Here is a 13,427-nt window from a genome sequence, read left to right as displayed (position 1 = left end):
TTATCCGCCATCCCTGCGCAGCGACGAAGTCAAGAGCTCAAGCCGCGATCCGGAACGTCACACCGCCGAGCAGGAACTCGCTCCCCGCAACCGCGAGCCCCTTCGCCCTCGCCGCATGCAGCACGCGCGCGACATCGGCCACCCGAAACTCAAGCGCGCTCATGATCTCGCTGGCGCCCTTGACGAAACGGAAGGTCGCGTTGGGCAGCTTCAATTCGGCATCGTGGCTCGGCGCAACGCCGATGATCCTGCCCCAATGCTCAGCCAGCCCTTGCGGATCCGGACTCTGCATCTCAACGCAGATCAGCGCCTGCGTCACGTCCTTGCGAATGAACTTCTGCCAATCGGGTCCCGCAGGAGGATAAGCACCCAGAATGTCGTCACTGCCTTCGGTGTGGTTGAACTCGATGAAGGCGGCGCGGCAGTCACGGGGGTGGAGCTGCACGCCGTGATAGGGCGCGTGGTCGACGACGTTCGCGGTGCGCACGCCCATCGCATTGGCGTTGCGGCCGCGTTCGTCAGGATCATTGCAGCAGAAGATCGCTATGTAACCGCCGCGGCCGCCGGACTTCTCGATGAAGCGGCCGGCCGTGGTGCCGTCCTTGAACGGTGCCACCACCTCCAGCAGGATCGTGTCGACCGGGAGCAGCGCGTTCTCCAGGCCGTATTTCGCAACGTTGCCGTCGCGGTAGCAGACGGCGAGGCCCATGATTTCCGCGATATCGGAGATCACGGGTGCGAGCTGCGGCGCGACCAGACAGATCTGCCGCAGCCGGATATAGGGCGCCATCGTCATGCGCCCTTGAAGGCCGGCTTGCGTTTCTCGACGAAGGCTTTTGCAGCCTCCTTGTGGTCCTCGGTGTCGCTGCAGCGGGTGTGGTGGATCGCCTCGCCGTCGAAGCAATCCTCCAGCGCCAGATGCTCGGCATTGTTGATGTTGCGCTTGATGAAGCCGAGCGCGATCGAGGGCCCCTGCGCCAGCGACAGCGCGAGCTCGTGCGCGGCGGCGTCGATCTCGGCGTCGGGTACGACCTTCGTCACCATGCCGATCGCATGGGCCTCCTTCGCCGTGAGCACCGGCGACATCAGATAGAGCTCGCGTGCCCGCGCGCTGCCGAGCAGCTGGGTGAGGAAATAGGTGCCGCCGTAATCGCCTGAGAAGCCGACTTTGGCGAAGGCGGTCGTGATCTTGCAGGATTCGGAGGCGATGCGCAGGTCACAGGACAGCGCCATAGAGAGGCCGGCGCCGGCCGCCGCGCCGTCGAGCTGCGCCACCACGGGTTTCGGCATCTGGTGCAGGATGCGCGAGACCTCCATGCCGCGGCGCAAATTCGCAAGCTTCTGCTCGAACGGCAGCGGCGCGCGCCCTGCCGCCATCGACTTGACGTCGCCGCCGACGCAGAAGGAGCCGCCGGCGCCCTTGAACAGCACCGCGCGCACCTCCGGATCGTCTGCGGCGCGCCGCGCCGCCTCGACCAATCCGGCGACCATCTCGGGGTTGAGCGCGTTCTTCCGCTCCGGGCGATTCATGGTGATGGTAAGCAGCCCGCCTTCGAGCTTTTGCAGGACCATGTCGTTACTCATGGAGGCGTCTCCCTTCGTTGTTTTGTTCGGTCTATCGCCACACTGGTCATTGCGAGCGACTTGTCCGCCGAAGCTCGAAGAGCGGAGGCGGAAGCGAACAATCCAGAGATGTTTCCGCGGAGACAGTCCGGATTGCTTCGTCGCTTCGCTGCTCGCAATGACGGTCTTTATTTCTTCACCAGCGGACAGCGCGACTGCTCCAGCGACTGGAACGCTTCGCTGCCGGGCACAGTGGCGAGAAGCTTGTAATCGTCCCAGCGGCCCTTGGATTCCGACGGCTTCTTCACCTCGAACAGGTACATGTCGTGGACCATGCGGCCGTCCTCGCGGATCTTGCCGTTCTTGGCGAAGAAGTCGTTGATCGGCGTCTCCTTCATCACTTTCATGACGGCTGCGGAGTCCGTCGTGCCGGCCGCCTTCACCGCCTTCAGGTAATGAGTCACGGAGGAGTAGACGCCGGCCTGCGCGGAGGTCGGCGGCCGCTTCATGCGCTCCTGAAAGCGCTTCGAGAATGCGCGGGTGTCGTCATTGAGATCCCAGTAGAAGGCTTCCGCCAGCAACAGGCCCTGCGCCGTCTCCAGCCCGATCGAGTCGATGTCGGTGACGAAGGCGAGCAGCGGCGAGACCTTCTGGCCGCCCTTGGTGATGCCGAACTCGGCCGCCTGCTTGATGGCGTTGACGGTGTCGCCGCCGGCGTTGGCCAGCCCGATCACCTTGGCCTTGGAGGCCTGGGCCTGAAGCAGGAACGACGAGAAGTCCGACGTGTTGAGCGGATGGCGCACGCTGCCGAGCACCTTGCCGCCGGTCTTGGTGACGACGGCGCTGGTGTCCTTCTCCAGATCCTGGCCGAAGGCGTAGTCGGCGGTGAGGAAGAACCAGGTGTCGAGGCCCGACTTCACGGCGGCAAGGCCGGTCACGTTGGCCTGGCCGTAGGTGTCGAACACGTAGTGGACGGTGTAGGGACCGCAGGCCTCGTTGGTGAGACGGATCGAGCCCGGGCCGTTGAACATGATGATCTTGTTGCGCGCCTTCGCGATCTCGCCGGCGGCCAGCGCCGTCGCGGAAGCCGCGACGTCGTAGATCATCTCGACGCCCTGGTTATCGAGCATGTCGCGGGCGATGTTGGCGGAGAGATCGGCCTTGTTCTGATGGTCGGCGGCCAGCACCTGGATCTTGCGGCCGAGCACCTCGCCGCCAAAGTCTTCAACGGCCATCTTGGCGGCGGTCTCGCTGCCGGGGCCGGTGATGTCGGCATAGAGGCTCGACATGTCGAGGATGCCGCCGATCTTCAGCGGCGGCTTGTCCTGGGCCTGCACGGCGCTCGCACTCAGGGCAAACGCTGCGGCAAAAATGCCCGACAAAATATGCTTCATCGAAAAAGACCTCCCTTATCGCGCCGTACTCTGATGGCGGCTTGGTTATTGCTCTTGGTTGAACTTGTTGCCGCGATCATGCCGCATGCGCGGGAGGGCAGCAAGCGCGAGCTGCGACGCAGGTCGCCCTTGCATCACGCGTTTTCCGCAAAACGGAATGGCTTGGTGCGGATAAATGTTTCCACGTCATTGCGAGCGCAGCGAAACAATCCAGAGTCCTTCCACGGAGACGGTCTTTCGCTGCACTCGCAATGACGGAGTGCGACGAAGCCCCTTCGCGCGCAGCCACGCTTGAGTTAAAAGTGACGCTCAACGCAACCTCTCCGGGTCACGTGACGCAACGGCCTCACCTCATCATCGCAATTTTTCTCGTCGCGGGGCACAGCGCCTTCGCGAGCCCGTGCCAGTTCGAGTCCCAAGGCGAAGGCCGTGTCGCAGCCATCGTCGACGCACGCAGTGTCCGTCTCGACGACGGCCGCGAAATCCGCCTCACCGGCATCGAGTCCACGGCGGGGACGAAGCCGGCACTGACCTTGCTGCTCGGCGGCCGCGACGTGATTCTGAGGAGCGCTGACGACACACCAGACCGCTACGGCCGGCAGGGGGCGCTGGTCTTCATCGGCGAAAGCGAGACTTCGGTACAGGCGATGCTGTTGGCCCAAGGCGACGCCATCGTCTCCGCCGAAGTCACCGACAAGGACTGTGCGGCCGCCCTGATGTCGTCGGAGGCCGAGGCACGGCGTCAAAAAAAGGGCAACTGGGCTGACCCGTCGGCCATAAAAAACGCGGAAAGTCCGGACGATATTTTGGCGGGGATCGGGCGTTTTACGGTGGTCGAGGGTAAAGTCCTGTCGGTCCGGCAAGCTGGGGCAATGACCTACCTCAACTTCGGACGGAACTGGACACGCGGCTTTGCCGTGACTATTTCAAGACGCACGTTACCGGCGTTCGAAAGCGTGGGCATCAACCTTAAGTCCCTGGAAAATAGACGTATTCGTGTTCGGGGCTGGGTTGAGGGGAACACGGGGCCGCGAATCGACCTGCGTCTCTTGGGACAGGTTGAATTGCTGGGCGCAAACGAGCCTATTGGGGTAAGGCCTTAAAGCAGGCTGGGCACGGGTTAAGCGACGTGAATGGGGTGCCAGAACAGCACTGGAAGGGTGAAGGTCGCCGCCTGCGGGCTGCGTCGGCCGTGCTATGCCTCGTGCTGGGTTCAGCCCTTGCCGGTTGCGGCGATATGGGCCGGTTCCAGGCCGCGGCGACCCCGCCGACCGTCGCCATGCCGAAGCCGAAGCCGGCCGTGGCGCAGACCCCCGCGACCGAGAAGGAGCACGAGCGCATCCTGGCGAGCTATGGCGGCACCTATGACGATCCCCGGCTCGAATCGCTCGTCAGCAAAACCGTCGACCGGCTGGTTGCCGCCTCGGACCGTCCCGACCAGGGCTACAGGGTCACGATCCTCAATTCCGGCGCGGTGAACGCTTTCGCGCTACCGAACGGCCAGCTCTATGTCACGCGCGGACTTCTTGCGCTTGCGAGCGACACCTCGGAATTGTCCTCCGTGCTCAGCCACGAGATGGCGCACGTGCTGTCCAAGCACGCCGCGATGCGCGAGGATCAGGCGCGCCAGGCCGCTATCGTCACCCGTGTCGTCACCGACATGAGCAACGACCCCGACCTCACCGCGCTCGCGCTCGCCAAGACCAAGCTCACCATGGCGAGCTTTTCGCGCAACCAGGAGTTCGAGGCCGACGGCATCGGCGTCGCCATTTCCGCGCGCGCGCATTTCGACCCGTATGGCGCCGCCCGCTTCCTTTCGGCGATGGAGCGCAATGCCGAGCTGAAGGTCGGCAAGTCCTCGCTCGATCCGCGCGCGCAGGATTTCACCTCGTCGCATCCGGCAACCCCGGAGCGCGTGCAGAACGCGCAGACCATCGCGCGGCAGTACGTCGCCCCGGAAGGTGGCGAGCGCGATCGCGAGAGCTATCTCGCCGCGGTCGACAACCTCGTCTATGGCGAAGACCCCAGCGAAGGTTTTGTCCGCGGCCGGCGTTTCCTGCACCCCAAGCTCGGCTTCACCTTCCAGGCGCCGGACAATTTCACGCTCGACAATACCGCGCAGGCGGTGATCGGCGTGCGCGACGGCGGCTCGCAGGCGATGCGCTTCGACGTGGTGCGGGTGCCGGCCGAGCAGTCGCTCGGCGACTACCTCAACTCCGGCTGGATGGAAGGCGTCGAGAAGGCGTCCACCGAAGACATCACCATCAACGGCTTCCCGGCAGCGTCCGCGACCGCCAAGGGCGACCAGTGGCAGTTCAAGGTCTATGCGCTGCGCTTCGGCAGCGACGTCTACCGCTTCATCTTCGCGACACGGCAGAAGTCGACCGAAAGCGAGCGCAACGCGCGCGAGACCGTCAACTCGTTCCGCCGCCTGACCCTCGACGAGATCCAGGCCGCGCGCCCGCTGCGCATCAAGGTCATCACCGTGCAGCCCGGCGACACCGTGGAATCGCTCTCCCACCGCATGGCTGGCGTTGATCACCCCGCCGAGCGTTTCCGCGTGCTCAACGGCCTCGATCGCAACGCGCAGGTGAAGGTGCGCGATCGCGTGAAGGTCGTGGCGGATTGACGATGTAGCGCACCGCCCGCCCGCACGATCTCACGCCAACTCGGCCGCAGCTCGCTGCATGTTCGACGCGATGTCGTTGGTGACCGCACTCTGCTCCTCGACCGCCGCCGCGGTATTCGCGACATACTCGCTCACATGCCCGATGGCGGAGCGGATCGCCGCCAGCGAGCCCGCAACGTCGCCGGAGACGGCGTTCAGAGCCTCGATCTCGCTCGTGATCTTCTCGGTGGCCTGCTTGGCCTGGCTGGCCAATCCCTTCACCTCGGACGCGACGACCGCAAAACCCCTGCCCGCATCGCCGGCCCTTGCCGATTCGATCGTGGCATTCAGCGCCAGCAGGTTGATCTGCCCGGTGATGTTGCCGATCAGGTCGACGATACCGCTCATCGATTCGGCGGCGGAACTCAGCCGCCTCGCCTGCGTGTCGGCCGCCTCCACCTGATTGACGACGTTCGTCGTGGTCTGCCGCGACTTCACCATGGTCTCCGATATCTCCCGGATGGACGCGTTCATTTCCTCGCTACCCGCAGCAACCGAGTCGATCAGTTCTCGCGCCCGCTCGGCCTTCATTCGTGCGACCGCCTGCGCGGTGACATCGCTTGCATACTTCACGATTTTGAAGGGCTTTCCATTGAGATCCATGATGGGATTGTAAGACGCCTGGATCCAGATCTCCCGCTCTCCCTTGGCAAGTCTCTTGTACTCGGCGGCCTGGAACTCGCCGCTATTGAGCTTCCGCCAGAATTCCGCGTACTCGGGCGAGTTGCGGTAGGCGGCTTCGACAAACATGCCGTGATGCCGTCCCTGAATCTCGGACAGCCCATACCCCATCGCGGCGAGGAAATTCTGGTTCGCCCAGCGAATGGTGCCGTCGATATCGAATTCGATCACCGCCTGGGATTTCTTGATGGCTTCGATCTGGCCGTTGGTATCGGCCGCTCTCAACTTCTGCTCGGTAATATCGGTCGCGAACTTGACCACCTTGAAGGGCTTGCCGGTCTCGTCGAGGATCGGGTTGTAGGATGCGAGGATCCATATCTCCCTCCCACCCTTGCCGAATCGCTTGTATTCGGCCGAAAGGTGTTCACCCCTGTTCAGCGTCGCCCAGAATTCGCGATAGGCGGGGCTTGCAGCCTGGCCCGCGTCGACGAAGATGCTGTGATGCTTGCCGATGATTTCGTCGAGGCCATATCCCATCGTCTTCAGGAAATTGCCGTTTGCCGCAATGATCGTTCCGTCGAGGTTGAACTCGATCACGGCCTGGGCACGGTCGATGGCCGCAATTTTTCCGGCGTCCTCCATCGCCTTGATCTTTCCCGCCGTGATGTTTGTGGCAAATTTGATCACGGAGACCGGCTTTCCGGACTTATCGAAAACGGGATTGTAGCTCGCCTGGATCCAGATCGGCGTGCCGTCCTTCCTGACACGCCTGTATTGCGCCGACTGGAATTCGCCCCGCTTCAGCCGCGACCAGAACTCGCGATACTCCGCCGTGTCACGCTCCGCTGCAGGCAAGAAGATGCTGTGATGCTTCCCCCGGATCTCGTCGAGACCGTACCCCGTCGCCTGGAGGAAGTTCTCGTTTGCGGTGATGATCGTCCCGTCGAGCTTGAATTCGATCACTGCCTGCGACTTGTTGATGGCTTCGACCTGCGCGAACGCATGATCGACGTCGCTCCGCTTGCGCATTCCCAGCATCCGACTTATCCCCCATGGCCGTCATGTCATTGCAATCATCGTTGCAAACAGAAGCTAACGACTATGCGCAGGGCTTCATCATCATCCGTTATGCCCCATTCAGATCGCGTGAAATCGTCGACCGTGAGGTGCGCCGCATCAACATGGCGCGCGACCAGGTCGAGCACAGCCCTGCGAACGAGCTAGTTGACGAGCACCGCGCCGTCGCAACGGATTCCGGAAACCCAGACATCGGCTTGACCGACTCCGACGCCGAGCGTCGACAAGGTGGAGACGATGAGTTGATCGATCGAACCGGTGGCTCCGGCCAGGGTGCCGCTGACCGCCGACGTCAGGCCCGGAATCGGAAGGCCGACGCCATTGACGCTGAGCGAGAGGTCGCCCAACAGGCTGGACGTCAACGACGACGTGAAGTTTTGCGTCGAGACCGTCTTCGCCAACTGAGACTGGATGTCGACATAGGTGAAGGTCACCGGCGTCGCCGACGTATTGCCCATCGCCGCATGCGCGCGGCCGGATACGTTCAGTCCACCTACGCTGACCAGAACCGCAGCCGGCGGGTTCGGCTTGCTGGTGAAGTTCGTCATGTCGGCCATGGATACATTCCCGATCCAGGCATCGACAATGCCGGGCGTCACGCCGAGCGTGACCGTCGAATTGCTGACGTCCGGATGACTGCAGGAAATATTGTTCAGCGTGGCCGTTCCCTGGGCAATCTCGACGTAGAGCGGAAGATTGACCGCCGGAACGATGCCGCTTCCTCCGACCTGCACCGTGAGCAGGATTCTGGTCTGGGCGGTGTGAACGCTCGCGCCTTGGGCGCCGACCGCAACCCACCCCGACCCGACGGGCCTTTCCCCGATCGTCGCAACCAGGCTGGCGTTCAAGATCCCGGGCAGTCCGAGATTGACCGATGTTGCGATCTGATGCGTGCCATTGGCCACTTCCGCGATCGCTGACAGCAGGCTGTACACCGAGACGCTGACGCCGACCTTCGGCTTCTGGCCGACGGTGAGGCCGCTATAGGGGCCGAGATCGATCAGCGAGGCGAGGTTGACCTTGGTCGAGAGGCTGGACACAGCCTGCGATATGGTCGATAGCGCAATCGTCGCCTGGCTCGCCCCATTCGTGTTCTGCTGCGCGGCAAGCGCTGCTGCGATCGCGTCAGACATCCTGATGTTGTCCGATAGAATGCTGTTGTACGTCACGCCCGTCAGGCTCAAGCGTGTCGCCAGCGCGGACATGAAGTCGAAGGCGTCGACCCTGGCATTGATCAACGACTGGTAGTCCATCGCCGACAGCGAGAGGCTGGTACCGAGCATGCTGCCAAGCATGGCGTTCAGAAGACCGCCATTGATCGAGGCCAGCCGCGAGCCGATTGCGAATGAGGCCAGCGCAGTGCTGGAAGCTGTCGCCGTCGTATTGATCGTGAATTGGTCACGGCCGGTGAAATAGCGCGCAAAATAGAGCGGCGTCTGGGTCTTCAGCGTGACCCGCGCTGCGTTTGCCGATCCGGTCGCGGGCGTCACGAAGCGAGCCTGCGGTAATGCGGCAGAATTCGGAGTATAGGTGCCGAGGTCCACGGCAACGAGCGAACTGGCCGAATATTTGTTCTTCACGACGGTTGCGGATGCCGCATTATAGGCATTGCTGAGATTGCTGGCCGCAACGATCGCGGCGAGATCGGCCGCACTCTGCGCCTTTCGCCTGTCGGCGAAGATTGCGCCAACGTCGACGCCGAGGGCGGTGCAGCCGATGACGAGTGTCATGAGCCCCGCAGCCATGATCGTGAAGTTGCCCGAGCTATCGGCACCAAAGCGACGAACGACCGACTCGCGTCTCATTCTAGAACCCTCCGTAAGGAATTACCGCCGACCGTGTGATCGGGAAGGGCATCGGCGGTGTGAACGGTAGCGTGAATATAAAGTTGGACGACGCGTCGTATTGGACCGTCACGACATAGACATTCGGGTCCGACCCGGATGGGGCAGCAATCACATTGACTTTCGCAGGTTCAAGCAGAGGATAGCCGGCGACGTTGGTCGTGACGTAGGAAGTCGCAAGGTTATTGCGCTCGCTGTTGGTCAAGCCTGCTATCGATGTTCTCGCCGCCTCGGCTGCGAGCTGCTGAACACCGTGGACCATCGTGAGATAGGATCCGAATACCACGATACCGAAGATGATTGTCAAAAACGCCGGAAGCAAAATGGCGAACTCGACAGCCGATGCACCGCTCTGATTTGAAAGAAAACGCATTCGACCCGCCTCTCTGCTCGAATTCTCCGCAGCTTGACGGAAGGCGTTTTTACGAAGCGTATAATTGAAGCACGCGGAGGTTGAGGGATGTATAGATACTTATAGAGCCATAGATTCGGCTCAGGCGGCGCCATCGGCGAGCGCAGCAAGTTTAACCAAAGAGCTACGAAAATTGTACAAAATGGACAGCGCACCATCGAGTTGAGAGACAAGTCGCGATCAAGCTCGATTGCAGGAGACCGGATGCTTCGACACCAGCCCCTCAATATCCCCATGGAAATTGTGCGGACGGTCGTCGCCATTGCTGAAACGGGCAGCATGTCGAAGGCGGCCGAGAGGCTGTATCTCAGCCAGCCCGCGATCAGCGCTCAGGTGAAGCGGCTCCAGGGGCTCGTCGGCGGCGAACTGTTCACGCGGACCGCAAACGGAACGGTCCTGACCGAACTCGGCAAGCTCGCACTTCTGCAGGCCCGTCGAATCATCGACGCCAATGACCAGCTCCTCAGGCTGGGGGGATCGGACAAGGCCTCCGCGCGCCGCCTCGGCGTGAGCCAGCTATTTGCAAAGGCGCTCTTCGATGACTTCAACCGGGAGGATCTCTCTACCGTCTTCGTTCTGGCGGAGCATTCCAGCGAGATCCGACGGGGTCTCTGCGAGGGATTTATCGACGTCGCGTGCCTGTTCCTGCATGACGGCTCCGACCCGGACATCGAACGCTTAATCGTCGACGAAGTCGTGTTCGAAACAACCTGGGTCAAGTCTCAGGACTTCGTCACGAGGCCCGGCGCGCCGGTGCCGATCGTCAGTCCCCCGGAGGACAGCTGGATGCTTGGCCCGCTGGATCGGAGCGGAATTGCATACCGCATCGTGCTTCGAAGTTCCGATTCGGCGGTTCGCGAAAGAGCCATCATGGCCGGCTTGGGCATATCGGCCATGCCTGGCGTGCTGGCGCCTTCAGGCATAGTAAAATCGAGAGATTACTATCTTCCCGCTCTCGCACCGTCTCGTGGCGTCGTGTGCGTTCGCGAAGGTTTGACGACCACCGACGTCAAGCAGCTGGCCAGACGACTTTCCTCGCTTCTCGTGGGCCTGAGTGGCAACTCACCTGCAGCTGGGCATCAGGCCAGCTCAAGCGGATGAGTCTTCCCAACCGGCTGCACGCCAGTCGACCGCCGGCGAATGGGCTCAACCGCCCGCGTCCATGTCGCCGGCCTCGCGCTGGCCGCTGAGCCAGAGCGCGAGCAGGGTCCAGAACGCGCCGGAGAGCAGGTACGCACCCGAGGCGATGACGCCGAGATTGGTCGCAAGCAACAGAGCGACGAGCGGCGCAAAGCCGGCACCGAACAGCCAGGCCATGTCCGAGGTCAGCGCCGAGGCGGTGTAGCGATACGTCTGCCTGAAGTTGGAGGCGATCGCGCCCGACGACTGGCCGAACGACAGGCCGAGCAGGATGAAGCCGATCACCATGTAGATGGTCTCGCCGAACGCGCCGGCGTCGAGCAGTTGCGGGGCGAAGCCGCTGTAGATCGCGATCGCGATCGCCGATCCCATCAGCAGCGACTTGCGGCCGACGCGGTCGGCGATGACGCCGGAGAGCACGATCGCAACGACACCGAACACGGCGGCGACGATCTCGATGATCAGGAAGCGCACCGGGCTTTCGCGGGTGAACAGGAACACCCAGGACAGCGGAAACACCGTGACCATGTGGAACAGCGCGAAGCTGGCCAGCGGCGCGAACGCGCCGAGCATGATGTTCTGGCCTTCGCGCGCGACCGTCTCGGAGATGCGCGAGGGCTGCAATTCGCGGGTCTCGAACAGCGAGGCATATTCCTCCGTCGTCACCATGCGCAGGCGGGCGAACAGCGCCACGACGTTGATGGCGAAGGCGACGAAGAACGGATAGCGCCAGCCCCAGTCGAAGAAATCGTCGGCCGACAAATTGCCGGCGAAATAGGCGAACAGCGCGCTCGCCACGATCAGCCCGAGCGGGGCGCCGAGTTGCGGCACCATCGCGTACCAGCCGCGCTTGGAGGACGGCGCATTCAGCGCCAGCAGCGAAGCCATGCCGTCCCAGGCGCCGCCCCAGGCCAGACCCTGCGCAACGCGCGCCAGCGCCAGCAGCCAGATCGCGGCAACGCCGATCTCGTGATAGCCGGGCAGGAACGCAATCGCGACGGTGGCGGTGCCGAGCAGGAACAGCGCCGAGATCAGCTTGGCCGTCTTGCCGTACTCGCGGTCGACCGTCATGAAAATGACGGTGCCGATCGGCCGGGCCATGAAGGCCAGCGCGAAGATCATGAAGGAATACAGGGTGCCGGTCAGTTCGCTCGCGAACGGGAACACCAGGCGCGGGAACACGATCACCGAGGCGATCGCGAAGACGAAGAAGTCGAAGAATTCCGAGGTGCGGCCGATGATGACGCCGATGGCGATCTCGCCGGGACTGGCCTGGTCGTGGCCGTGCTCGCCCGAGTGGAGGTCTGCCATTGCGGGGGTCTGTGCCGTCGCCATTCGTGTGCCCTTAACGTCCTGAAAACCAAAGCCGACCGCCCGGCGGGCGCCAGGCAATCTCGACCTGTCTGGCCCAACATTCCGCACTGCAACATTGGACAAATTGTCCAATGTCCGGATTGCTGCGCCGCAGCTACCCGTTGGCCTCGCAAAGGAAACTCATTCTCAAAGGCTCGGCCCGTGTCCCGTCTCAAGATCCTGGCGCTGCTACCCCTGGCGGTTGCGCTCAGTGGCTGCAACTACGTCGTGCTGGCGCCGGCCGGCGATATCGCCGCGCAGCAGCGCGACCTCGTCATCATCTCCACCGTCCTGATGCTCCTGATCGTCGTCCCCGTGATGGCGCTGACGGTGCTGTTCGCCTGGCGCTATCGCCAGTCCAACACCGAAGCCCGCTACGAGCCGGAATGGGACCACTCGACCAGCCTCGAGCTGGTGATCTGGTCGGCGCCGCTTTTGATCATCGTTTGCCTGGGCGCGCTGACCTGGATGGGCACGCATCTGCTCGATCCCTATCGCACGCTCGGCCGCATCCATGCCGATCGTGCCGTGGACCAGTCCAAGGCACCGCTCGAGGTCGACGTCGTCGCGCTCGACTGGAAGTGGCTCTTTATCTATCCGGACTACGGCATCGCCACCGTCAACGACCTCGCGGCTCCGGTCGATCGTCCGATCAATTTCCGCATCACGGCGTCCTCGGTGATGAACTCGTTCTACATCCCGGCGCTGGCCGGCCAGATCTACGCGATGCCGGGCATGGAAACCAAGCTCCACGCCGTCGTGAACCACGCCGGCACCTACAAGGGCTTCTCGGCGAACTACAGCGGCGCCGGCTTCTCCGGCATGCACTTCAACTTCCAGGGGCTCGACGACAAGGGCTTCGATGCCTGGATCGCCAGCGCCAAATCCGCGGGCGGCTCGCTTGGCCGCGCCGAATACCTCCAGCTCGAGAAGCCGAGCCAGAACGAGCCGGTGCGCCGCTACGGCACGATCGACTCCGATCTCTACCGCCTGATCCTCAACATGTGCGTCGAGACCGGCAAGATGTGTCAGAGCGAGATGATGGCGATCGACGCCAAGGGCGGGCGCGGCCATGAGGGCCTGAACAACACCCTGCCGCTGGCCTACGACAAGTATGCCCGCCGCGGCACCGCGCTTGGGCCCGAGCCGACCTTCGTCGCCGGCACCTGCACGCCTGAGGCCCCGCAGGGCAAGACCACCGCGTCCATCACGGCGCCCATCGACACCACGCCACTGCTCGGCGCCGGCCTGAAGCGGCCGACCTTCACGCCGCTGAAGGCCTCGTCCTTCTTCCTCGGACAACGTCCCAAGTCAGACTCCTGAAGTCAGACTCCTGAAGTCAGCCTCCTAAAGAG

11 protein-coding genes are annotated in these 13,427 nt (G+C 63.1%); 4 read left to right on the top strand and 7 right to left on the bottom strand.

Features of this window, described 5'->3' with window-relative positions:
* Nucleotides 1–37 precede the first annotated feature (37 nt).
* The 3 genes from NR187_RS00790 to NR187_RS00780 form a co-directional block, all read right to left on the bottom strand.
* Complete coding sequence (locus NR187_RS00790) at nt 38–790, bottom strand: hypothetical protein (RefSeq protein WP_256805492.1); 753 nt, start codon at nt 788–790, stop codon at nt 38–40.
* A gap of 2 nt (nt 791–792) precedes the next feature.
* Complete coding sequence (locus tag NR187_RS00785) at nt 793–1,584, bottom strand: enoyl-CoA hydratase (protein ID WP_211386180.1); 792 nt, start codon at nt 1,582–1,584, stop codon at nt 793–795.
* A 167-nt stretch (nt 1,585–1,751) separates the two neighbouring features.
* Nucleotides 1,752–2,957 carry an ABC transporter substrate-binding protein gene (locus NR187_RS00780; RefSeq protein ID WP_211386179.1) on the bottom strand — a complete coding sequence of 402 codons (1,206 nt, stop codon included), beginning with the start codon at nt 2,955–2,957 and terminating at the stop codon, nt 1,752–1,754.
* Between the two features lie 251 nt (nt 2,958–3,208).
* Between NR187_RS00780 and NR187_RS00775 the strand changes: the two genes are divergently transcribed.
* Nucleotides 3,209–4,060: a thermonuclease family protein gene (locus NR187_RS00775; protein ID WP_256805491.1), complete on the top strand. Its 852-nt coding sequence runs from the start codon at nt 3,209–3,211 to the stop codon at nt 4,058–4,060.
* A gap of 134 nt (nt 4,061–4,194) precedes the next feature.
* The gene (locus tag NR187_RS00770) at nt 4,195–5,586 is read left to right on the top strand and encodes a M48 family metalloprotease (protein WP_256806190.1); all 1,392 of its coding nucleotides are present in this window, start codon (nt 4,195–4,197) and stop codon (nt 5,584–5,586) included.
* Between the two features lie 30 nt (nt 5,587–5,616).
* Here NR187_RS00770 and NR187_RS00765 read toward each other — a convergent pair whose 3' ends face one another.
* The 3 genes from NR187_RS00765 to NR187_RS00755 all read right to left on the bottom strand — a co-directional run bounded on the left by NR187_RS00765 (nt 5,617) and on the right by NR187_RS00755 (nt 9,540).
* Nucleotides 5,617–7,284, bottom strand: coding sequence for a PAS domain-containing methyl-accepting chemotaxis protein (locus tag NR187_RS00765; protein ID WP_211386177.1), 1,668 nt, complete (start codon nt 7,282–7,284; stop codon nt 5,617–5,619).
* 182 nt (nt 7,285–7,466) lie between these two features.
* A complete protein-coding gene (locus NR187_RS00760; RefSeq protein WP_256805490.1) occupies nt 7,467–9,128 on the bottom strand; it encodes a pilus assembly protein TadG-related protein in 1,662 nt (553 codons plus the stop codon).
* 1 nt (nt 9,129) lies between these two features.
* Nucleotides 9,130–9,540, bottom strand: coding sequence for a TadE/TadG family type IV pilus assembly protein (locus tag NR187_RS00755; RefSeq protein WP_256805489.1), 411 nt, complete (start codon nt 9,538–9,540; stop codon nt 9,130–9,132).
* A 243-nt stretch (nt 9,541–9,783) separates the two neighbouring features.
* On the opposite strand from NR187_RS00755, the gene NR187_RS00750 reads away from it, so the two are divergent.
* A complete protein-coding gene (locus NR187_RS00750) occupies nt 9,784–10,680 on the top strand; it encodes a LysR family transcriptional regulator (RefSeq protein WP_211386174.1) in 897 nt (298 codons plus the stop codon).
* A gap of 45 nt (nt 10,681–10,725) precedes the next feature.
* On the opposite strand, the gene NR187_RS00745 is transcribed toward NR187_RS00750, so the two are convergent.
* Entirely contained in the window at nt 10,726–12,054 is a 1,329-nt protein-coding gene (locus NR187_RS00745) for an MFS transporter (RefSeq protein ID WP_256805488.1), read from the bottom strand.
* 180 nt (nt 12,055–12,234) lie between these two features.
* Between NR187_RS00745 and cyoA the strand changes: the two genes are divergently transcribed.
* A complete protein-coding gene (gene cyoA, locus NR187_RS00740) occupies nt 12,235–13,395 on the top strand; it encodes a ubiquinol oxidase subunit II (protein WP_211386172.1) in 1,161 nt (386 codons plus the stop codon).
* Nucleotides 13,396–13,427 lie beyond the last annotated feature (32 nt).

Source organism: Bradyrhizobium sp. Bra64, from assembly GCF_024519875.1.
GTDB classification, from domain to species: domain Bacteria; phylum Pseudomonadota; class Alphaproteobacteria; order Rhizobiales; family Xanthobacteraceae; genus Bradyrhizobium; species Bradyrhizobium japonicum_G.
This window is presented reverse-complemented; position numbering and strand designations above follow the sequence as displayed.